The sequence below is a fragment of the Nostoc foliaceum FACHB-393 genome (assembly GCF_014698505.1).
Lineage (GTDB): Bacteria > Cyanobacteriota > Cyanobacteriia > Cyanobacteriales > Nostocaceae > Nostoc > Nostoc foliaceum_A.
Map to the genome: position 1 here is coordinate 12,200 of NZ_JACJTD010000045.1, position 23,124 is coordinate 35,323.

Sequence of the window (23,124 nt, forward strand, 5' to 3'; positions counted from 1 at the left end):
ATTAGGGATTGAAACACAAGCCTAATGTACACCTTTTGTGTTGTGGTTGCATGTTACAATTTCAGTTACTCCCTATTAGGGATTGAAACAGAAGAGTCGCTGTTTTTTGCTTGCGCTAAACCTGTTACAATTTCAGTTACTCCCTATTAGGGATTGAAACAATTGGTGGAAGTTTCGGAAATAGAAAGTTTCAAAGTTACAATTTCAGTTACTCCCTATTAGGGATTGAAACTTAAAAAATGTAGTTGAAGAAATGGCAGAGGAAAGTTACAATTTCAGTTACTCCCTATTAGGGATTGAAACAGCCTGTTGAGGCGGCTAGCCTGTTACGCTCTAAGTTACAATTTCAGTTACTCCCTATTAGGGATTGAAACGAGAAGCCCCAACTATTTAATATCGAGTGGGTAAGCGATAGTTACAATTTCAGTTACTCCCTATTAGGGATTGAAACACTATTATCGTGTGCTGGATTTTTGAGTTGCGGACGTTACAATTTCAGTTACTCCCTATTAGGGATTGAAACATATTGGACAGCGATCGCCCTTCTCTATCTGCAAGGTTACAATTTCAGTTACTCCCTATTAGGGATTGAAACAGGAAGTTACCAGAGACTACTTTATCCCATACCAGTTACAATTTCAGTTACTCCCTATTAGGGATTGAAACATCCAACAAATATTTCACCCCATCTGGATTAAATCGTTACAATTTCAGTTACTCCCTATTAGGGATTGAAACCATTATGTACTACTTGTAAGCTACACCTTGAAGGTTACAATTTCAGTTACTCCCTATTAGGGATTGAAACAAACCAGGAAATTCTACAATGCTTTTACCTGCTAAGTTACAATTTCAGTTACTCCCTATTAGGGATTGAAACATTCTTTCTTTCAAATCTTAGGATTCGTAACCAAAGTTACAATTTCAGTTACTCCCTATTAGGGATTGAAACAGAACGACCGCATGAGTTGTAGAGTGTGCGGTAAGGTTACAATTTCAGTTACTCCCTATTAGGGATTGAAACATCGATGGTTTGAAGATGATCGGTAACAACGACAAGTTACAATTTCAGTTACTCCCTATTAGGGATTGAAACAACTTTACCCTAGACTATTCTGATCGCTATTCCAGTTACAATTTCAGTTACTCCCTATTAGGGATTGAAACAAAAGCTTGCACTGGTAGCAATTAGCCAGATGGCGTTACAATTTCAGTTACTCCCTATTAGGGATTGAAACGCAGACTGCCCAGCCGATCGCCCTACATTACTAAGTTACAATTTCAGTTACTCCCTATTAGGGATTGAAACCTTGCCCTTGATTCTCAGTATCCAGTGATCAATACGTTACAATTTCAGTTACTCCCTATTAGGGATTGAAACTTGCAGCTTGCCGAAAGTGCATTTACACTACTGCATGGTTACAATTTCAGTTACTCCCTATTAGGGATTGAAACTTTGTGAATACTTCAATGGCAGGTTAAACCCTGCGTTACAATTTCAGTTACTCCCTATTAGGGATTGAAACAGGCGGACTGGTGTAGTCCCTGTGGCGGACACCACGTTACAATTTCAGTTACTGCATTGAAGTTACAATTTCACTCATTCGTTATCAGGGATTAAAACATAATGTAGAAGTTTAACTCTTGGTATTGACATCATACAACTGGCATAAGGTAAAGAGTTTTTGTTTTAAGCGATCGCGTAGACTCTCAGGAGACACAATCACGCAATCCTCCCAGTAGCGTGCAACTTCTCGAATCAGCCAAAAGTCGTTGACAACACGTCGCACCACTTGGCGTACATCCCCAATTGTTTCGTCCTCTAAGTCATCTTCCCTGCGTTGATAGGACTTTACCATCCAGCCTCGAAAGTGTAAATACACTTTTATGTGATCCAGCCCATCTCGCCATTCACCGCTTGCAGGTACAATTGAGCGGATTTTATCAAAAATTAAATTGCGGTTGTGCCAAAGTTCTGGCAAATCAGGAATCAAATTTTCTACATCCTCGGTTTCTTCACACCAAATCATTAAATAAAAGCGTTTATCAAAGAAGCGTGGTTCTGCATAACGTACCGTGTACTGTAGTTCTTGCCCTTGAGAATTTTCATAAAGCAGGTAAAAAGGCTGTTTATTTTGCCTATATTCATCTATTTGACTTCGCCATGCTTGTACGAGTTTGCTTGCTTGCTTGAGTAAAGATTGGCGAATTGCTGCATCCAAATTTCCTCGCTCTAACAAAAGTGTAAGTATAGTTTGAGCTTGCCCTATCTGACCTGCATCACTCAGGGCTTTTATTGCTTGCTGTAAAGCATTAACTTGGTTTGAGTCAAGTATGAAGGGTTTTCCGACCTCTACAGATTGTTGGGCAATCGCCACTATTAACCCCGAAATACTGGGTTCTTTGCCCCACGAGATATTCATGCGGCGTGCGATCGCTTCTAGCTGTTCCTTAGTTCCTGGAGGAATTGACAGTGTAATCGTTTCTTTTTTTCTCGACATTGCCCAATTGTAATTACACTATTGACATAAATGGTATTTAAAGTTATTTTATATGTATATCAAGTTAATCAATAATTTCAATACCAAAAACACAATGTTACCCACTAGGCAGATACGAAAAAGCCAGAGTATAGCTCTGGCTTACAACCCCTGATAGGGATTCATGAAGTTATGTTAACGTCTTGATCACATCTTTTCTACAATTTCAATCCCTGCTAGGGATTAGAGTGTATTCTCAAGGGTTCTTTAGTATACATCTCAAAAATCTCGGCGAGCATTTTTTTGATGGTATCTTGCGCTTAGTTAATCTCTCAACCACAGAACAATCAATAGTTTATTTGTGGGTACTTCAGCTTTACGGAAACGAATTATTCTCTGGTGCGATTGTAACTGCTGAATTAGATAGAGTCAGAATTCGCCCACCTGAAAATAGGGCTTGAAAATTCATTCAATAAAAACTCGTACTAATGGCACAAGAAATTAAGACAGACTATGGTGATTGTTGACCACTTAGTGAGACTGAGTTTGGTATTAAATCTATATCTTTCAATATGATTAAGCGCAGTCGGCTTTTAAATGCTCCTCCCAAAACCTTGGAGGAGATTTATTTCACGGAAATTCGCCCCCAGCTTTACGAAAATCATGCACATCATCATCAGTACGGCGTAAGAAAGGGTACGACCCTTGCAGAACACCTTGATTCTGCGTGTCAGTTTATTCTGACAGTTAGCCGAATCGCGGAAGTACCAGAAGATAAAAGACCTTTGCTACTAGCTGCAACTGCTGTACATGACCTCAATAAATTAGATTCTCAAGAACGAAAAGTAAAAACCTTAGCTAGAAATCAGGAATTTTTACGAGAACAACTTGGAAAGGCTGGTGTACTTAGCTTTGTTGTCTCAGAAGATGATTTGGAGTTAGTCAGAAAGCTAATTGAGCGCCATTCAGGTCATAATGTCAGCGATGGAGCAAGATTTTTACCAGAAGACCCAAATATTGAACGTTGGGCGGCGATGCTTACATCTGCGGACTTATTTGATTTAGGAATTCCAGATGCACAACGTTTTCGTAAACTGGAAAAAGAATTAACCGTTGCTTTTGGACGAAGCTGTAACCTTTTTAGAATACGCATCTCTGAAGATAAAGGCTATCTTACAGCCCTGTTGCTGGGTGCTTGCGAAGAGGTTCTGCAAAAGTATGGATTAAATCCTTTAGCAATTTTCCCTGATGGCGAACTCTTTGAAGGGGAAGCTTTAGCAAAGGTAGATTTGACAAAAGAAATAGCTGCTGTTTGGCAAAGTAAAATTGACCAAGTTTTTGGGAATAATATCGAAAAACTTGTCAGACCTACGAAGGATGGTATTAAAGTTACTTATCAAGCTATCCAACAAAATATTGAGGAAGTTTTGGTAAATGTTGAGGCTCTTTTAGAAAGAAAAAAAGCTGGATACAAATCAGACAAGATTGCTAAAGATGTAACTAAGTGGGGTGAAGCGGCTGGTGCAGACGCACTAATAAAAGCGGCTGAACTTCAGTTATTACCTGTAAGTAATGCAGAAGAATTTGCCATATCTGAAGGTTTAAAGGCAGCTTACCTTAGTTATAGAGAAGCCGGATTAAGCCCTAAAGAAGTTTGGGATAAAATCGCTCATCACACGGGTATATCTGAACTTCAGCGTACTGCAATTGAGCCATTTAATGGCCAATATGGGCGGCCTTTATTTGCTGCTAAAGCTGCTGTTAAAGGAATTGAGGGTATTAAAGAAGCTCTACAAGAATCTTTCCAACTAAGAAAAGAAAGTACACAAATATCTGAAGAAATAGAAGTATCTGAAGAAATGATTGCAGCCGTTAGCCGAATGGTGAATTTACCTTTTGCTATTCGGTTAAATGGAGTCGATGATTTAAATGCTTATGTAGAAGCAAATCCCAGACAAAGATGCTCTTTAGGTTCTACTTCTACTGATATAGATGAGCTAATTTCAGATAATATGCCTCCTGGTACAAAAGTACAAGCTTTTTCTAATCGCTTACCGGGTGGTATCAGTGCTGAACCGAAAAGACAAGCAGATTCAATCGCAGCTTTAGCCTACCAATTAATGGCAGTCGGGGCGAACTTTCCTGCTGTAAAAAAACAAGACCCGCTTTATTTGCACTTAGCATTACCTAAAGGTTCTGCTCCAGAACTGTTAAGAATTTGGCGTGAACTTTTAGAACAACTTGCAGCGACAAATGCTGAAGGTGGTACTGTCACTATTGATGAATTGAAATTATATAAAGATAACCAGCTTGAATTTAAAGCTAATAAAGTAGTTGGTTTAGCATTGCCAAAACGTCCTGATTTTGTTCATACATCTGTCATTATTCCTTTACTTTGGGGAGATGTTAATAATTCTTTAGCTTTACTAAAGTCACTGAGACTTGCTTTAGAAGTTTCCTTGTCTTTAGATATTGGCTTTCCTTTTACCTTGAGTAGCAATCTAGAGGTGGAGTTATTTAATGATGTTTATGGACGAATAGAGGGAATTCCTTCTGCACTGCAAACTTTATTGGGAAATGGACAATATCAGCAACGCCAAGATGCAGAAAAAATTCTTGAGCGACTACGTTGCATTGGCAAACTAGCAACATCTGTTGCAAGTATTCAGAAAGCTGATGATTGTTTGTATGATTTGGCTCGTGCTTGTGTCAGACCAATTGAACTTTATTATGTCTTGCTACGTTGGACTCTACGAGAACAAGACGAACCAAATTTAAGTGTTATTTGGAGTCGCATTTCTGAGCCGTTAAATACTTTACTGGAGAGTTTTATGCCGGATGAAAACTTACTCTTAACTAAATATCTTCGAGAAGCTGCTCAAGTTGCAGCAGAGGGAAAAATTTGGGGAAGTTCTTTTAAACGAACTGCTCAAGCAGAACCATTTACAGCCTTTATTGCTGCTATTCGTTCTCAAAAGCCTTATTTAGGTTTAGATGTAATTTTTGCCGCTTTAGTACAGCAATATCATACTCGCTTAGACCGTATCCGTGAGCATGGTGTAGGTGCGACAAAGTATGAACAAGTCAAGCGTTATTACGAGCTATTACGAAAACTATATGAGGAGGTTTATTCAGCACGTCCTGAAAAGTTTTTATCTGACCAAAAAACTTTAGAAGCTGCTTATTTATTCTTCCTTGAAGAAGCACGTAAACAACTTAAAAGTCAATCTGAAGATAATTCTGTCGAAACAACTACAACTGTTTAAATAATTAGGAGTTTTTCATCATGTCCATTTCAAAACTTTCTTCAGTTCTAGCAACAAGTTATGAGAACTTCCCCAAAGGACGTTTTATTACTTTAGTTGTTTTAAGAACAACCCATTCTGAAACCATCTTTCGCACAGAAGGTTCAGGTGAACCAATGTGTAGCGAATTTGTCCAAGCTGGTTTAGAGGGTGAAAATCAAAAAACTATAATTCAACGCTTGGTAATGACCAAGCGTAAACAAGTAGCACCAGAAAGACGCTACGGACGAGAACATTTAAGAGCGCATGAGCTTTTATACACTAACCCGAAAGATGGCTCTCTTTGTTCTTTAAATACTAATGCACCTTGTGAAATGTGTGTAGATTGTTTCCTCTACGGCTTCGCGGCTGGTGGGGGTGGCGCTCAAAAAAGTCGCATTTGGACTGAAGATGCTTTTAGTATTTTACCTGCTAGTGATGTTGTAGGCGATCGCACTATAAATGCCATCTACGAAAATGGCACAATGCGGTTAAAGAAAGATGAAGATACGAAAGCATCAACAGCTTTAAATACAAGCGAATACATCAAACCAGGTGTGCATTTTCTGGATGTCGTCACCCTAAAAGATGTAACTGCGGATGAACTGCGTTATATCATCGGTAACATTCTTTTCACAAGTCGTTATGGTGCGGTTTCCAGTCGTGTTGGACGCATGGAAAACGAAATATTAGGTGTATTTGGTAGTATTACCGAACTTCCTAGTTCTCTGGAACTTGTACAAGCTACTTATGATGTCTTAGATAAGCCTTTAGAACACCCTTTGAATATTAATCAATTAATTACAGCAAGCAAACAAGTAATTACTAATTGGAAAAATAAGAGAGGGGTTTCTGTGCAGCTATCTGAAGAAGAATTAGCCAATTTGCTGACTGATGTAGAAACTAATTGGTCAGAAGCTGAACGTGATAATTTTCTCAAGCGTTTAACGCAATCCTATGAATCCTTCCGTCAGGTTGCACCTGAAAAGAAAAAGGCTAAGGCGAAAGGCAAGAATACACCAGTTGAAGTAGAGATTTAGATTATGTCAACAATTCCTTTTCAGCAGGCAAAACTTGTTGAATTATACTGTCTTGAACCAGTCTTTTTTGCCTCTAGGGAGTTGTCTGATACCTATTATACTGAGGGGGTAATTGGGAATTATGCTCTTACCTATGCTTTAGGTAGAGTAAATTCCCCCTATCGCCTCCAAGGTCAGGCTACAGGACGACCAACCTACAAAGAAGATTTACAACCAATCGCACAAGATTTTTATATCTTACCAGCTTCACCAGTAGGTAGGGTGACATTCAGATTTGAACGTTTCAATGCTCTTTCTGATTCTTACTGGTATGCAATGACTAATAACCGTGTTGCCACGGCGCGGGAAGATTTACCATTACAACGCCAAGGGAAAAAACCAAGTTCATTTAGACCAAGTAATTTTCCGCAAACTGGAAGACTGCGGATGATTGAACGCAGAAACAAATTTCAAACTTTGGTATTTGGAAATTACCAATTACCAAATTATATTCGCCTTGGTAAATTCATGAGTAAAGTCAAGGTGAATGTGGTGAATGAATTTCCTGTGACTCTACTACCAGAAGGTGAATATCAAAGTCAACATTATCTAAATGCTGCTGATTTACCACAGCAAATAGAGGCTTTAGCGTTCGATTTAATTTCTATTCCTCCTGCACCTATCATTAAAAATCTTCGTTTTCAGGGTGCTGCTTGGCAAATTGGGGAAATGATTGTACCAGCAGGGTTACATTTTTGTGGTAGAGAAAGTAACAATGAGTAATCAAAGATTAGTTATCAGATTAGAACCGCGCAGTATTTCAGCTTGTGCATCTTTGCCAGATGAACTATCTTTTATGGGGAATGCACTTCAGCATCAAGTTGATGTATTTGAACAATCTAAGGATGCAGATATTATCCTTGATTTAGCACCAACTGGCACAGGTAAAACCAACGCAGGACTAACAGTATTAAAACATCAACCAAATAAAAGTGCTGTTTATATTGCTCAAACTAATGCTTTAATTGAACAGCAAACAGAAGCAGCAAAAAAGTTTGTGAGTGATGCTAACTTACGTCATGTAGTCAAATCAGCTTCTGCTAAAGACATTAAAAGCTGGCCTGACGATAAAGTTGGCAGGCGTTCAGGGGAAAAGCTGTATAGTGTATTGCAGAATCCTGCTACAGTTTTTAGTGATGTTGGGGCAAATAGACCAATTCTATTGGTAACAAATCCTGATATTTTCTATTATGCAACTTACTTTGCATATAATCCGCTAGATAGAGGTAATATTGCTAGTGGTTTTTACACCAAATTTTCGACAGTCATTTTTGATGAATTTCACCTCTACGATGCTAAACAGCTAGTAGGAATGCTGTTTTATCTCGCTTATTCTCACGTTTTTCGCTTTTTTGAGAACGGACGCAAGGTAGTATTGCTGACAGCTACACCAGAACCAGCTTGTGAATTAGCATTGCAGAATTTAAAACAGGCTAGTGTGAAAATAGCAAGAATTGATGGAGAAGCAGGTAATACTAATTTTTTACCATCACAAACAGCAGTTAATCTGGAATTAAGACCAAAACCAGATAGTAAGGAAGAATGGTTAGCAGAGTTAGCAGCAGAAGTTGTCCAACGTTTTCGAGAAAGACCTGATAAAAATGGTGCTGTAATTCTTGACTCTCTTGATAATATTAATCGTCTATCAGATTTACTTCGACAGCAAGGAATTGGTGATTATATTGGGCGTATAACTGGCCCTGCACCCAAAAAAGATAGACAAAGGGCTATGCAGTGTCAAATTATTTTGGCCACTAGCACTGTAGATGTAGGATTTAACTTTCAAAGACATTCTGAACCGAAACGGCAAAATTTAGATTGGTTGATTTTTTCAGCACGCGATCGCGCCGCATTTTGGCAGAGAATTGGTAGAGTAGGGCGTGTTTTGGGTAAATCTGAAACTAATATTCAATCAGAAGCTATTGCTTACTTACCTGCTAACGCTTGGGAAGAAGGTTTAACTTCTCTAGATACTACTGGGGGACGTACAGCGCTAAAAGAGGTACTTGATACACTTCCTTGTTTGGATAAGCCTTTTTTAACAGCTTACTGGCGTTCAGAAGCATCTCTAGAAATCGCACGTCCTTTATCGGAATTTGAAGAAGCTTTGCAAAATCTTTCAGGTGCTGAATTAATTCCTAAATTATTTGAGACTCTACAATCTGTATTGGGAGGAAATCACACTTGGGAAGACTATCGTTATAGAATCAAAGTTTTACGAGGTGCTGAAAACATTGCTAAAGAGTCTTTAGAAAAATTAAAAAAAGATTGGAAATATATCAAAGGCGGTCAGGCTTTCGTCAAAACCTATATCAAGGTAAAGTCTCCTGAAGAGTCGGATGATTTACAAGCTGGACGCATAACCTTAGAAGCATACGAGGATGTGTTTAAAAAACATGAAATATTAGCTGAACTAAAAGAATTTGCTGAGGTTTTTAGTACAAGCTATGCACCATTATTTAGCTTTCGTTATAGTCTCTTTGAAAATTTGCCAATTCGTGACCCGCATAATTTAGTTGCAGATGAATCTGAAGAAACACAGTTAGAACCTTTTCATCTATTACGTTATTACGAATTTGCTCAAAATGGTGACTTTATCGAAATCAAAAGTCGTGCTACCGAAACCTATAAACTAAGCTTTAGAATGCGTTATATTGGTAGCCGACAAGAGTTTGTTAATACGCAGCTAAATAAACTAACAGCTTTTAAAAATTGTAAAGTTATCCGTAGTATTGGAGAAGCAGTACGACCAACGCCTGAATTACAGGCATTATCAAAACACTTGTTACCAGGAGTAATTATTTGTCCCAGAGCTAATGCTGCTGCTATTTTCCAATTACGTAAACAAGGAATTATTTCCTATCCCATAAATATTGTTTGCGATGATGGTGAAAGACAATATGAGTTTTTAGCAGGATTGTCAGGAATCTTAACAATGGCAATGAAGTTTAAACAGTTACGTCTCCCAGATGATGAAGTTTTTATTGCATGATAATAGACTTCCAAGTAATAAAGTTCTTGTATCAATGGTACGAAAATGCTTAGTCTAGATTAAGAAAATAAAGTATGCCTCACAGCCTTGTCCTTAACCTCATTCCCCAATCTCCGATTTATCCCGATTTTTTGACTGGTAGACATCTCCACGCCTTATTTCTGAACCTTGTCAGTTTTGTCGATAAATCTTTGGGAGACTATCTGCACACCTCTAAGGCAGATAAAGCCTTTACTCTCTCACCATTGCAAATACAACGACAACACAAACAATCTCAACATATCTTGCAAATTAGTCATCAAAAACCAATTCCGGCTGGTACTCCCTGCTGGTGGCGTATCTCCTTGCTTGATGACACCTTATTTAGCAAGCTGACTCCACTATGGCTGAATCTTAACCCCAATCGCCCTTGGCATTTGGGTTCTGCAAATTTGCATATTACCAGTATTGAAGGCACGCCCCAATCAATCCAACCTTGGGCTAATGCTTGCAGCTATACACAATTGTATGAGAAAGCATCAGATAGCGATTGCACCCTCAATTTTACCATTGCTACACCTGTATCATTTCGTCAAGGTGGATATGATAACGTTCTCCCCGTGAAAGAATCTGTTTTTAACAGCCTCCTTAGTCGCTGGAAAAAATATAGTGATAGAGAAATTTCTGGTATTCCCATTGAATCAATTTATGCAAGTGCTTTTGATATTAATACTGAGGTTATAAGCAACTATGAAAGTAAGTTTATAGGTTGTGTTGGCAACATTAGCTATCGAATTTTGGGAGATGTTGAAACCTTGGCAATTAAGCAAATTAATACCTTAGCCAATTTTGCCTTGTATGCAGGATTGGGGCGTAAAACAACGATGGGGATGGGGATGGTACGCCGAGTATAAAATTTTTGATTTTGGATTGTGAAATAGCTAGTTAATCAAAGATATGAATGAAAGTGATTACATTCCTATTGCTGCTTTAAATCAATATGCTTACTGTCCACATCGCTGCTGGCGAATGTTTTGTGCAGGAGAATTTATTGAAAATCAATACACAATTGAAGGTACAAGTTTACACGATCGAGTTCATACAGTTGGTGAAGGAAACCGCGAAGAAACTCGCCAAATAAGGGCGATTTGGTTGAAATCTAATAAATACAACCTCATCGGCAAATCAGATTTAATTGAATTAGAAAACGGTGAATTGTATCCAATCGAGTATAAACGAGGGCGCAAAGGCGAATGGGATAACGATGAATTACAAGTTTGCGCTCAAGCCTTGTGTTTAGAAGAAATGACAGGTAAATTCATCAGTAATGGTTACATCTATTATGCACACTCCCACCAACGTCAACTAGTCGAGATTTCAGAACAATTGCGTCAAAGTGCGATCGCTACTATTGAAGCTGTGCAAACACTGTTAGTTACAGATGCAATACCTAAAGCTATCAAATCCAAACGGTGTGATGGATGTAGTTTATATTCTCACTGTCTACCACAGGCTGTAGAAAAAGTAGGGCGCTATCAAGAAGATAGCTGATTCTAAGTTTTTCAGCAATAAAAACTAATTTGGGAGGAAATTATGGGTACAGTATATGTCACTCAAGAAGATGCTTTTATTGGTAAAGTCGATGAACGGCTCCACGTCAGATTTGATAAAAAGACGATTTTGGATGTCCCATTAATCAAGGTGGATGGTGTTGTAGTTTTAGGACGAGCAACTGTTTCGCCAGCCGTCGTATTTGAACTCCTAGAAAGGCATATACCCGTTACATTTCTGACAACAACTGGTCGTTATTTGGGCAGGATAGAACCAGAAGTTACCAAAAATCTCTTTGTGCGTAAAGCTCAATGGCAAGCAATAGGTGAGTCAGCCCAAGCCGTTCATGTAGTACAAGGGTTTGTACGTGGGAAGCTGAAAAACTACCGTAATTTCCTCATTCGTCGCCAACGAGAAACCCCAGGCTTGGATTTATCTGTGAATGTAACACGTTTAGAACAAGCGATCGCCCCAATCGAGACTACTAAAAATATTAATTCACTGCGTGGGTTAGAAGGTGCTGGGAGTGCTGCATATTTCGGTTGCTTTGACCAATTAATTCGAGCTACAGAATTTAGTTTTAATAACCGTGTCCGCCGTCCTCCAACCGATCCAGTCAATTCTTTACTCAGCTTTGGCTATTCATTATTGCGGCATGACATTCAAGGTGCAGTCAACATTGCAGGATTTGATCCATATTTAGGATATTTGCACTGTGAGCGCTATGGTAGGCCATCTTTGGCTCTAGACTTAATGGAGGAATTTCGCCCCTTAGTAGTAGACGCAGTAGTATTGTCTACATTGAATAAACAGTTGTTGACAAAAGCAGATTTCCTCACAGAACCTTTGAGTGGAGCAGTTTCTTTAACCCCAGAAGGGCGAAAAAGATTTTTGCAGCAATACGCGCAAAAGAAACAATCCGAGTTTAAGCATCCTGTATTAGGGCGCAAATGTAGTTATCAAGAAGCATTCGAACTACAGGCTCGATTATTAGCGAAATACTTGATGGGTGAAACCGAAAAATATCCACCATTGGTTTTGAAGTAGAAACTGGAGAAAAGAAGTAGCGATGAATGTGATTGTATCCTATGATATTTCTGAAGATAAACGCCGCACCAAAATTCACAAAATCCTCAAGTCCTATGGACAGTGGGTACAGTATAGTGTGTTTGAATGCTATCTGACTGATACTCAATATGCAAGGTTGCGATCACGCTTGAACAAGTTAATCAAGCCTGAAAGCGATAGTATACTCTTTTACTCTTTATGTGCTTGCTGTGTAGGTAAAGTTGAACGTATTGGCGGAGAAAAAATTCGTGATGACACTGTTTTCTTTGCTGAATGCGCGGATGGGTAGATGTTGAAAACAAGATTGGTGAAAGGGTGCTTCCAGTTCAACTGGTACAAGAGTTTTTGCGAAAATAGCTGTTCAAATATCCGCGCACCTTATACAGACTCTATTTCGCTTAAGATTAACGTTAATTTTCTATGTTATGATTATCTCATCTGCGCTATTGGACCTTGAAAACCAAATACAGACTACATTTTAAGCAGTCTCAGTTGAAATTTCATTAACTCCCTATTAGGGATTGAAACTAAAATCTGGCACTGTCTCTACTAATGAATCTAAGTTGAAATTTCATTAACTCCCTATTAGGGATTGAAACCTGTTCTTGCATTCCTGCCTGGGTTCAATTCTTGGTTGAAATTTCATTAACTCCCTATTAGGGATTGAAACTCAATGTTAAAGTTGATAGTGGCAGATTCTGGGAGATTAATAATGGCGACAACTAAATATCGAGCTTATACAAACGTGCCAAAGCCAAGTCCAAAACTGGTAGAAATAATAAAGCAATCTGGGACGACTTTATATTTAGATCCGGGGGCAATAGTTCAACTGATAGATCCAGATACATCAGTACTACAAATAATTGTAGGTAGACAAGAAAGTATATTTAAATTGACGGATATTCGTGCCATTATCGCAACAGAAGCAGAAATTAAATCATCAGCGCTAACAAAAATTCTGCGATGGCGTATTCCAGTAATTTTATTTTCTCAATCTGGCGAATTCTTGGGAAGGATTGAACCAGATTACAAAATCAGGGCAGATATCATGCAGTCCCAAGCTCTGATGACTGACGCGATGAGAGTTGAGGTTATGCAAGGTGCAACCTGGGGTCGTCTCCGTCGCCTCCGGCGGTTTTTACAACGCTCTGGACGTGATGGTGCTGTAGAAATTAGTCAAGCTTCTAAGGATATTTTACATCTTAGTAATTGCATTACAAACCACGATTCTATTACCTCATTGCAAGGGTTAATTGGCCAAGGAATGCTGATCTTTTATCGTATGCTTCCCCAGTGTATAAACCCAGATTGGAAGTTTACTTCGCGGCATGATAATTCCCCTGTTTGCCGGATGCTTGACTTTAGCGAGAAGCTTTTGGAAGAATCAATCAAAAATGCTATTTTCTCATCAGGGCTAAACCCTAACCTTGGTTACTGGCATCGAACCCATCACCAAACGAAGGGACTGATTGCCGATCTAACTACAGAATTCCAAATCTTAGCGATCGCCTGCGTAAAGACTGTTTTGAATCGTGGCTATATAACATCGAAGGATTTTAATAAATGCTGGGATGAAAACACACTGCCGCTCGTTGCAGCCCAAGCAATTACCCGTGCTTACCAAGTCAAGATGGCTACGGAAATCAGCTACCCTGAGATCAAAATTAAATGTACTTATGAAGACCTGTTCTACATCCAAGCAAAACAATTAATCTTGTATTTACAAGGACAAATTCAAGAGTATTACTCTCCTGACTTAAAATAATTTTAGTCAAGTTTTTGCTTTTAGTCGCTATTATCAATATAAAACTTATGGTAAATATGCTATTAACAGAAGTACATTTTCAACTATTTGTATTTCGTTGATATATTGGTTTCCTATAATAATTGTCAGTGGGATTATTCAAGCTATTCTTTATCCTGATATTAACTAATACTGTACAGATCACAAAAAATTTAAGAAAGGCTCCGCGCCAGATACAGCCCCAAAGCCTTGAGATCCCTGGCGACCACTTCCATCGCAGCGATACCACCGCCCTCAATGGATTCCACAAAATCCTCACGGGAGGTAAACGGAAAGTCGCCGGTCTGCCAAAGCCCCAGACGATTTGCATAAGATAGGTTAGAAACCTTCGTCGCTCCAGTCGCAGAAACGTAGACAACCCGTGCTGAGGGCAGTGCATTTTGCAACCGCAGCCCAACAATGCCTTGCTGAGATGCTGCAACCATGCCCAGTTTGCCCTCTTGTGCCATAGCATTGCCCATACTGTGGCATTCGTCGAAAGCGATCGCTCCCTCAAAGTCCTTGCCTGCCCACTCAACGATTTGCTTAAGCCGACTTTTGCCGTTCTTTTGAGAACGTAGAGTTGAGTACGTGCAGAACAGAATATCTTGGGTGAAAGGGATGGGATCGCCAAGTTTGATGTTGCCCAGGTCGATAATGTCCTTTGCATCACCTCCTAAAGAACACCAGTCTCTACGGGCATCTTCAATTAAGGCAGAACTTTTGGAAATCCAGATAGCTTTAGAGCGCCCCTGACACCAATTGTCCAAAAGAATCCCAGCGACTTGTCTACCTTTACCCGCACCCGTCGCCCAAGAACCAGCCACGACGAAATCGCACAGCATAATCTTCGCCAGTTGCCGCGACAGTCACATTATCCCAAGAATCGTCTACCAAGTAAGAACCTGATAGAAACTCAGAGTGGGCAAGACCAGCGTAGATCACGCTTTCTAATTGTGCTTCAGATAGCAATCCTTGGGTGATGATGTGCTGAGGTAAGTGAGGTTTGTATGTGGGAGCCGGGGGAGAGACTAAGGCTAGTGCTGCACTTTCGCAAAGCAAGGACGGATGGGGTAGAGCATCCTTGATTCTTAATCTTTGAGGGCGGTATGTTTCGTACAGGGTATCCTTTAAGCCCTCAGTAGCAGCCCAGTCAATAACCTCATAATCTAGAGGAACGATATTAAGAAATTGGGATAATGTTTGAGTAACTGATGCTGATTGAGATTTTGGCTTAACGGGACTTAAACGAACCCCTTTTGAAACATAAACTTGAGCATTTGACGTAGTTGCTTCCCAAACTGGTCGCGGTGGCAGTTGCTCAATCAGCGTTGCAAGTTCGTCAAGTTCAACAGTATCGTTAATACAAGCGATGTCTGTTGCATCAGTCGCCGGAGTTTTGTCGATGACCGTTAAGCGGGTATCAATGTGAGTTCCGTGTTTGCTGTAGACTTTGCCGTTGATACCGACCGAAAGCACTACTGTTGCCTTATACTGCATTTTGATAAAGGTATCTCGCCAAGTGTGATTGTTTGGTGAGAACCAGTTGGCGGAGATTGTCACCAGCCGTCCGCGATCGCATAGCCTTTGCAATGCCGAGTTGATATGCCTAGGAGTTGCGTCGGGATTGCGACTGTTGATTTTGGGAGATGCGGAAAAAGGCGGATTCATCAGCACAACTGAGGGCTGAGTCTTGCCAACCAGATAGTCGTTAATTTGTTCCGCGTTTACTGAGAATAGTGGAGTGCCAGGGAATAGCCGTCGCAGAATCTTCGATCTATCGGGTGCAAGCTCGTTGAGCATCAGACTTGCACCCCTAAGTTTAGCCATTTGTGCTAACAAACCAGTTCCGGCACTTGGCTCCAGAATCAAATCATCAGCCTTTATAAATGCTGCTTTGGCTACCAGATAAGCAAGCGGCAGAGGGGTGGAGAATTGCTGAAGCTGTACTGACTCTTCACTACGGTGAGTATGCGTCGGGCAGAGGGCTACTAACTTCTCCAATTCCAATAATACTGTTAGCGGCGACTCTAATAAAGGCTTGTAACCTTTTTGACGCAGATATAATATTTGCGCTACTTCCACAGCTTCGTAAGCATCTTTCCATTGCCATGCACCAGACGCGGCAGTGCCTAAAAAGTAGCGATTCATCTGGGAAGAAACAGTTTTTGTAGAGAGAGGGCGATTATCTATTAAAACTTTTGCAAGCTCTTGGGCAACATTAATAACTGACTGCCCATAATCGATTACTGTTTGCAAATCGAATAAAAAACCTTGAGTGAAAAGTTGCTGTACCATTGCATCACTCACAATATTATTTTTTCACTCTTGCTATGGCGAAGCCTTTCTCTTATTAATAAATGAGGCAATTACTTGCCTCATTTGAGCTTTTAAAGTTTCAAACATTTATTCTTCGGTGATCAGCCGAGGGTTAAAAAGCGAATTAGCCAACTTTACGTGGTCTGCCTGGCTTGCGCTTGCCTGAAGAATTTACATCAGCCTTTTTAGTTTTCGGTGACTTGTTGGCAGTATTATTAGTTTTATTTGAACGGTTAGTACGTTTTGGTTGTGGCGAAATTTCTTTAACTGGAGGCAGTAATCTCAATGTACTTCTTACAGAAGTAGGGTAAAGGGGAAGGGGAAAAGGGGAAAGGATGGAATTTTCTCTTTCCCTTTCCCCTTTTCCCTTTAACCTTTCCCCTTCATTACTTGTACTATGAACAACTTCATCCTCTAACGTCCAAGGATCTGGCAATTTTTCAAAAGTCCGAGGTTGTGGTGTGATTACTTCGGATACTGAGGTGATTGTAGAAGCGGCTATATTTCCATTACTAACTGAAACCACATTACTAGCGTAAGCAGCCGATACAAATAGTCCGTTAATGAACTGGAACATAACGAGACTAACAAATGCCCAAAAGATGACTACGATTGCCAAGGTGAGTAGAGATTGCATATCCATGATTATTCCTCAACTAAGTATTTGTAATTTTCAATTGATTTACGCAAAGCGTTTTTAAGCTTTGTTCAAATATGAAGCGAATTTGAACATATCATCTCTTGAAGAGAGGACTTCACTCTAAATTTAGCGTAGCATCTCTCTGATTTAACTCAGCCAAATTTCTCCACTACTTTAAAGCTTAGTTATAAAATAAAGCAGCTTTTAGTATTTACCTATTTAAAGATTTCAAGTATTATGTTTATAACCTTATTTGACAAAGATAAACATTGGCTTAAGCCTATGATCAAGATTTGATTTGTAAGCTAATTCTTGAGATAAAACATTCTATTCAAACGAAAAAAAAGTAGTCGTCACAATTAATTGAAAGTATGCCCAGCCTAACTACCGACTTAGTTTGCTCCTACCTCAAAGAAATCGGACGCTACCCTCTGCTAACTCCTGAGCAAGAAATTACAAATGCTAGGCTTGTGCAGCAGATGATGGCGATTGAAGAACAGCGCTCAAGCCTTGCACTTCAATTAAACCGAGAACCAACCACAAGAGAATTAGCTACCTCGCTTGGGCAAACCGAAGCTGAAGTACAATCAATCATTCAACAAGGTCAAAAAGCTAAAGACAAAATGGTGACAGCTAACCTACGTCTGGTGGTAGTGATCGCTAAAAAGTACCAGAATCACAATTTAGATTTTCTCGATTTGCTCCAAGAAGGGGCACTAGGTTTACAAAAGGGAATCGAAAAGTTTGATCCCAACCGAGGCTATAAACTATCAACCTACGTTTACTGGTGGATTAAGCAGTCAATTACACGCGCGATTGGAGAAAAATCTCGCACTATCCGTCTGCCAATCCATATCAACGAGAAATTAAATAAAATCAGGAGAGTACAGCAGCAACTGTCTCAATCTCTGGGTCGTCCTCCGGTTGTAGCAGAAATTGCCGAATCCTTAAATGTATTGCCCAATCAAATACGGGAATACCTTCACGTTTCTCGCACTCCAGTCTCGCTATAAATGCGAGTCGGAGATGAGCGCGAAACTGAACTAGCTGACATTTTACCGATGGATGGTATTTCCCTAGATGAGCAAATAAGTCTTGAGCTTCTACACCAGGACTTAAGCAAGTTGCTGGCATTGCTCAATCCAAGGCAACGAGAAGTATTGACTCTACGTTTTGGATTGGAAGATAATCAGGAACTGACTTTGAGTCAAGTTGCAAAACGCCTAAATCAAAGTCTGGAAACAATTCGTAAAACTGAACATCAAGGTTTGAAAATTTTGCGCTCTCATCAAAACAAGATTAAAGATTATCTTCTTAATTAAGATTAGCTAAGGGTTGTTGGACTTTAGTTTCATTTATATAAATCGAACTCGCTACTCCAAAGGCTGGAAACAAATCGCCACTGCTGTTAAAGATGCCTCCAATTGCCTCTGTCAGGAGTGCGATCGCGTATGCGTCATGAGTCGGTGGCGATGGCGTACCCGCACTTTGGGTGGCATCGCCTCTGCTTAATCCCTGGCGAAAAACCATCAGATTGTCAGACCAAGTGGCAAGTTACAAGTCGCAAATCGCAAGTGTACCGACAACTGTTGTCGTGGGCTTGAAACAAGAACACTTTATGTCTGGTACTACATGTATTGACATAATTCTTTTTTTGAAGGGGGCTTGTATTCTACAACTGAAGTTTTTTATCTTACTTCCGACTTGCTACTTGTTTTTGTCACTGTTTCAATCAAATGATGCATGAATATATTGATACTAGAAACTATCCTTATAAATAGAACACCGAAGAAAGAACCGATGCCCAGCAAAACAATCGATGTCCGAGAGTACACCGTCAGAGCGCATAAGCGGGAAATTCACACTCGCGTTTTCAACTTCGTATGTAAGCAGTGTGAGCAACCGACCCAAAGAGAAACTTTTGGTGTCCGACCGCTTTACTGTGAGAAATGCCGTCCGCCACAAGCACCCAAGAAATCAGTAGTCCCTATAGGCAAGAGGAAACCTAGAGCTATGACTTACAAGAGTGGTAAAGACATAGCAGGATGATTTTTTGTCTCAAGGGTGAATGAAGCAGTGCGCTCATTCGCCCAAGCTAACTCAAACTGGTAAAAAGTAACTCTAATGAATTCACATTAGACATGTTTTTTCCTCCGATTTATCTGTGGGATTAAGAAAACTTCCCTGATTAAGATTAATGTGTTTTTTTTGGCATAGGTTCCAATACTTGTCGGGTTTTGGGGAAAAGGGGAAGGGGAAAGAAAAAACCTTTAACCTTTTCCCCAAACCCAATGCCGAGTTAAAAATGCTTTACCCGAGCAGTATTGACATAGGTTCTGTAAAATCCTTTTAATTTGCTCAGATGAGCGACAAATAAAGCCAAAAGTTGTTAATAGTCAAATACTATCTCATTAATTCTGACAACATCTGCTCCAAAATATCTTCTATAGTTTCTTCATCTAAGGAGTGCAGAGGTGTTGGTCCAGCAAGAAATTCTTTAATAGTGATTTTCTGTTCTCTAAAATTCTTAACAAAATCCCGAATCTCAGAAACGACGTTAATTTGAGATTCCATTGTTTCTACTATTGCAGTCATAGCGTCAATGCCTTTTTTAGCAGCTTTTCGAGAATCGCAAACCATCGTCCCTTCTGGAGTATTTTTTGTCAAACGCAATTCCTGCTTCAATTTTTCATATTGAGCCAGGAGAATTTGATTGTGCTGTTCTAGAGTTCGGCATTTACGGGTTAAATCATCCTCGTTATTACTGTCAATAATTTCTAAGGGTTGTTGACTTCGTTCAATTTCAAGAAGTCTTGCTAAATCCCCCTCTTGGTAGGCTTTATTGATTTCTTTCATGATTTCTGTGTGAGACTTCTGTGTTTCACTGTCTCTGGCTTTATCAGGGTGAAAGATTTCAGCTAATTTCAGAAATGTTTGACGAATTTTTCTTTGGTCATCTGTTCTGACAAAAGAGGCAGAGTCTACAGACTGTTGTCCTTGCCAATATTGATGCTGGTCTTCACTAGTTTCCTTTGAAAAATCTGATTGCGAATCTTCATTGTCAAACGATTCGTCTAACTCTGTATCTAACTGTTGGCTGTTGGGTTTTAGACTGATGGCTCCAGTTACCTGTAGGTTACGGTAAACTGCTTGTATATTTTTGAGGGTTTGTTTACCGAACTTTCTAGTAGTAAAAATCTCCTCAAACAGAGCATGGATTTCCTGGTCTAACTCAGCCATTTTTCGGAAACCGGGAGTAGCTTTATTGAGAAATTCTGTGCCAAAAGAACGCATCTGTTCAACAAAGTTCTTCAGTTCTGTGCGCTTTCTCTTGATCTGTTTGAGTAGTGATTGATGTTCTTTTTCTAGAAACTCTAAGCGGATATGTAATTGAGACAGAGCCAGCGGAGTTACTTTAATTGATTGCGATGGAACTGTAGTTTTTCGAGGCATGAAACACGTATGTAAGTTTAAAGTTTAAAATATAACTGTTGCATTACTTAGGGAATGCGAAAAAAGACACCTCAAGGATTATACACTGCGGACTTAAATGAAGTTTTTAATAGTTTTTTTCATCAAAGCGCCTGAGTGTGATTCATAAGTAAGTGAAGCAGTGATAAACCTGCCCCTTGTTAAAGTCTGGTTGACAAATCGAATTCTCAAGAGCCTCAACCATTGGTGAGAGGTCGTTTAACGTCACGATTAGCAAAATATCCTCGCCCCAGCCTCAGATAATAGTGCATCCGTAGTTGAGGATAGCAGCCGTCATTCTTATGTAGGATAGAAAACCAACGTCCGCAATTCAATACTTTCTCTAGCTGGGGCATCTGGTGGGCTTATTGGGTCATCAAACCCAGTATGAGCAACAAACCTCGCCCGTCCGTCAATGGCACAGTCAAAGCACTTAAACAATAGTGCCTCCGAGGGTTGCATTTGGGGGAAGTAGAACCATTGATGTGTTGGGTTATAAGTTATTAAGTAGGTTTCACCAACGTAATCGCGGTACACTATGTCAGTAGCTACTAAGTCTGTTGGTGCGATACTTTGAGCGTTGCACACAGCTAATGGTGACTTATAAACTGGGGCGATCGCTCGCCAAATGTTAATCAAAGCAAACCTTTGCTGTAGTAATTGATCAATGTTATCTACCCCCCGTGCTGTCAACTCTTTGCGTGCGCGAGTATAGCCAGAAATGGCAGTAAAGTCGTTATGTACATACTTAATAGGCTCACTGATCCCGCTTTCACCGTTCTGTAAGCGTTGAGCGTTACGGAGAGTGTAATCGAATATCACCACCTTTTGGGCACCTGTTACCTCTTTCAAAAGCTGCTCGGCTTCAGGATAATAGACACGAAGAATCTCATCTTCGTCATAAAAATTGCGGACATTGCTTTGTTGTACAACTTGTTTAAAGCCTTCTCGATCTAAGGATATGTCTTGTGAAACCGCCCGTATGTTATGGACTGGCATTAAGTGTGTCTCGAACTTTCGGTTGGATGGTGGAATCCCTGGTGGTCGTTCATAGGCATAGATAACAGGTTTTTCTGCCATTGGCGTAAAATAAGTTAGTTCTGTCTCAACGTGCGGCAGGTTGAGCAAAAAACTACTGTTTAGGCTCATAAAACATCCTTTTTCAATATAGTTAAATACTTAAATTTGAGTAATTATAAGCTGTTTGTCCCGTTTGAGTGAGCGGACTGGTCGTATTTTAACAGTGAATTCTGTTGTTTTGAATGCTTGGAATCCCCAATTAATTGGTTAGTGTTAAACACTCATTAACAATCGCACACCATAGACATACACGCGCTCCTAAACTTAACCCAAACTTGCCACTGCCCCTTCAGACCCATTCCAGTAAGGCTCACCATCAGCAACGCCAACGGTGTCGTGATTCGACAGTAGAACGTTTTCGTCAATCTGCCAGTCATAAACCTCGATTAGCCAATTTGTGATAGTATTTATGTACTATAAGTCAGTAATTTCCATCATTTTACGCCGTTTCTAGCCCCTTGGGGTGGCTTTGCTGACGGTGTTGCAATTCGCGCTAATCGCATTCCTCAATTTTTCAATGATTCATCAAAAGGAGCTAAAGCAATGGAGACAGCCAAAACACAACAGGAGGCAACAATGAATACTGAGCCACAAAAGGAACATCAGTGGCTACAGAAACTCGTCGGTGAGTGGACTTATGAAACAGAGGCAATGATGAGTCCAGATCAGCCGCCTGAAAGAGCAACAGGAACGGAAAGTGTGCGATCAATCGGTGGACTCTGGGTTGTAGCTGAAGGACAGGGCGAAATGCCCTGTGGTGGTGCGGCAACAATGATAATAACGCTCGGATATGACTCGCACAAGCAACGCTATGTAGGCACCTGGGTTGGGTCAATGATGACTTATCTATGGTTGTACGACGGTGAATTGGACGCGGCTAAAAACATACTAACGCTCAATTCTGACGGGCCCTCGATGACGGGCGATGAGAAGATGGCAAAGTACAGAGATGTAATCGAGTTCAAGAGTGATAATCATCGGGTGATGACATCTCATGTACTGGGCGATGACGGGCAGTGGCATCAGTTTATGACCGTAAACTCTCGACGGAAGCAGTAGCAGAAGGTACTAAGCCCATCCTACTGCGCTTGAGTGCAAACAACATTCTTATCTCGGCTTGCAGGTTGCGGTAAGTTCTAGATTGTAGAAAGTCCCTGGTTTGGGATTAACTGAACGCAACTCCTGGATAAAAGCATTAAATCTTGTATTGCTGATGCCGAAGCCAGCTTCAGCACAAGCAGATAAACCTCCTTCAATGGGAACAGGAGATCCGGTCTTGGGACTATATACAATGAATTTATCGACGGTGCTAGTGCCGACTGCAAACCCGATAACCTGGCGAACTGTTCGCAAAGCAGCATTATCTAAGGAACCACCAATACTGCCAATACATTAGCT

At 40.2% G+C, this 23,124-nt stretch carries 17 protein-coding genes, 2 pseudogenes and 1 CRISPR repeat array (1 of these 20 running past the window's edge); of the genes and pseudogenes, 12 read left to right on the forward strand and 7 right to left on the reverse strand.

Annotated features, from left to right (window positions below):
- A CRISPR array of direct repeats spans positions 1-1,624; the repeat unit is 37 nt; unit sequence GTTACAATTTCAGTTACTCCCTATTAGGGATTGAAAC; it begins 1,098 nt to the left of the window's first position.
- A 13-nt stretch (positions 1,625-1,637) separates the two neighbouring features.
- The gene (locus H6G92_RS27345; protein ID WP_190898325.1) at positions 1,638-2,501 is read right to left on the reverse strand and encodes a transcriptional regulator; all 864 of its coding nucleotides are present in this window, start codon (positions 2,499-2,501) and stop codon (positions 1,638-1,640) included.
- Positions 2,502-3,052: 551 nt separating this feature from the next.
- Between H6G92_RS27345 and H6G92_RS27350 the strand changes: the two genes are divergently transcribed.
- The 9 genes from H6G92_RS27350 (at position 3,053) to cas1 (ending at position 14,198) form a co-directional block, all read left to right on the forward strand.
- The gene (locus tag H6G92_RS27350; protein ID WP_190898331.1) at positions 3,053-5,746 is read left to right on the forward strand and encodes a CRISPR-associated protein Csc3; all 2,694 of its coding nucleotides are present in this window, start codon (positions 3,053-3,055) and stop codon (positions 5,744-5,746) included.
- A gap of 20 nt (positions 5,747-5,766) precedes the next feature.
- A complete protein-coding gene (gene cas7d, locus H6G92_RS27355; RefSeq protein WP_190898332.1) occupies positions 5,767-6,804 on the forward strand; it encodes a type I-D CRISPR-associated protein Cas7/Csc2 in 1,038 nt (345 codons plus the stop codon).
- 3 nt (positions 6,805-6,807) lie between these two features.
- Positions 6,808-7,566 (forward strand): type I-D CRISPR-associated protein Cas5/Csc1, encoded by a 759-nt coding sequence (gene cas5d, locus H6G92_RS27360; protein WP_190898333.1) that lies wholly within the window; start codon positions 6,808-6,810, stop codon positions 7,564-7,566.
- Complete coding sequence (cas3, locus tag H6G92_RS27365) at positions 7,559-9,835, forward strand: type I-D CRISPR-associated helicase Cas3' (protein WP_190898334.1); 2,277 nt, start codon at positions 7,559-7,561, stop codon at positions 9,833-9,835. Before cas5d ends, cas3 begins: the two co-directional genes overlap by 8 nt.
- Positions 9,836-9,909: 74 nt before the next feature.
- Positions 9,910-10,728 (forward strand): CRISPR-associated endoribonuclease Cas6, encoded by an 819-nt coding sequence (gene cas6, locus H6G92_RS27370; protein WP_190898335.1) that lies wholly within the window; start codon positions 9,910-9,912, stop codon positions 10,726-10,728.
- 43 nt (positions 10,729-10,771) lie between these two features.
- Positions 10,772-11,365, forward strand: coding sequence for a CRISPR-associated protein Cas4 (gene cas4 / locus H6G92_RS27375; RefSeq protein ID WP_190898336.1), 594 nt, complete (start codon positions 10,772-10,774; stop codon positions 11,363-11,365).
- Between the two features lie 42 nt (positions 11,366-11,407).
- On the forward strand, positions 11,408-12,412 hold the full coding sequence (gene cas1d / locus H6G92_RS27380; protein WP_190898337.1) for a type I-D CRISPR-associated endonuclease Cas1d: 1,005 nt from the start codon (positions 11,408-11,410) through the stop codon (positions 12,410-12,412).
- A 22-nt stretch (positions 12,413-12,434) separates the two neighbouring features.
- Positions 12,435-12,722: a CRISPR-associated endonuclease Cas2 gene (gene cas2 / locus H6G92_RS27385; RefSeq protein ID WP_190898341.1), complete on the forward strand. Its 288-nt coding sequence runs from the start codon at positions 12,435-12,437 to the stop codon at positions 12,720-12,722.
- 423 nt (positions 12,723-13,145) lie between these two features.
- A complete protein-coding gene (cas1, locus tag H6G92_RS27390; protein WP_190898344.1) occupies positions 13,146-14,198 on the forward strand; it encodes a CRISPR-associated endonuclease Cas1 in 1,053 nt (350 codons plus the stop codon).
- A 191-nt stretch (positions 14,199-14,389) separates the two neighbouring features.
- Here cas1 and H6G92_RS41235 read toward each other — a convergent pair.
- Positions 14,390-16,367 (reverse strand): annotated as a pseudogene (locus tag H6G92_RS41235) (strawberry notch-like NTP hydrolase domain-containing protein).
- A gap of 292 nt (positions 16,368-16,659) precedes the next feature.
- Positions 16,660-17,178, reverse strand: a complete 519-nt coding sequence (locus H6G92_RS27400; RefSeq protein WP_190898346.1) for a hypothetical protein — start codon at positions 17,176-17,178, stop codon at positions 16,660-16,662.
- Positions 17,179-17,546: 368 nt separating this feature from the next.
- Here H6G92_RS27400 and H6G92_RS27405 point away from each other — a divergent pair.
- Positions 17,547-18,497: pseudogene (locus tag H6G92_RS27405) on the forward strand (RNA polymerase sigma factor, RpoD/SigA family).
- Here H6G92_RS27405 and H6G92_RS27410 read toward each other — a convergent pair.
- Positions 18,490-18,705, reverse strand: a complete 216-nt coding sequence (locus H6G92_RS27410; protein ID WP_190898348.1) for a hypothetical protein — start codon at positions 18,703-18,705, stop codon at positions 18,490-18,492. The pseudogene H6G92_RS27405 and the gene H6G92_RS27410 sit on opposite strands and share 8 nt — an antisense overlap.
- Before the next feature lie 270 nt (positions 18,706-18,975).
- Here H6G92_RS27410 and H6G92_RS27415 point away from each other — a divergent pair, with 270 nt between their 5' ends.
- On the forward strand, positions 18,976-19,224 hold the full coding sequence (locus H6G92_RS27415; protein ID WP_114080948.1) for a hypothetical protein: 249 nt from the start codon (positions 18,976-18,978) through the stop codon (positions 19,222-19,224).
- Positions 19,225-19,578: 354 nt separating this feature from the next.
- Here H6G92_RS27415 and H6G92_RS27420 read toward each other — a convergent pair whose 3' ends face one another.
- Both H6G92_RS27420 and H6G92_RS27425 read right to left on the reverse strand, forming a co-directional pair.
- Entirely contained in the window at positions 19,579-20,628 is a 1,050-nt protein-coding gene (locus H6G92_RS27420) for a J domain-containing protein (RefSeq protein ID WP_190898351.1), read from the reverse strand.
- 318 nt (positions 20,629-20,946) lie between these two features.
- Entirely contained in the window at positions 20,947-21,795 is an 849-nt protein-coding gene (locus H6G92_RS27425; protein ID WP_190898354.1) for a CmcJ/NvfI family oxidoreductase, read from the reverse strand.
- Positions 21,796-22,269: 474 nt separating this feature from the next.
- Between H6G92_RS27425 and H6G92_RS27430 the strand changes: the two genes are divergently transcribed.
- Positions 22,270-22,785 (forward strand): DUF1579 domain-containing protein, encoded by a 516-nt coding sequence (locus H6G92_RS27430; RefSeq protein ID WP_190898359.1) that lies wholly within the window; start codon positions 22,270-22,272, stop codon positions 22,783-22,785.
- 48 nt (positions 22,786-22,833) lie between these two features.
- Here the strand turns inward: H6G92_RS27430 and H6G92_RS27435 are convergent, their stop codons facing one another.
- Positions 22,834-23,079 (reverse strand): hypothetical protein, encoded by a 246-nt coding sequence (locus tag H6G92_RS27435; RefSeq protein WP_242059332.1) that lies wholly within the window; start codon positions 23,077-23,079, stop codon positions 22,834-22,836.
- Between the last annotated feature and the right edge of the window lie 45 nt (positions 23,080-23,124).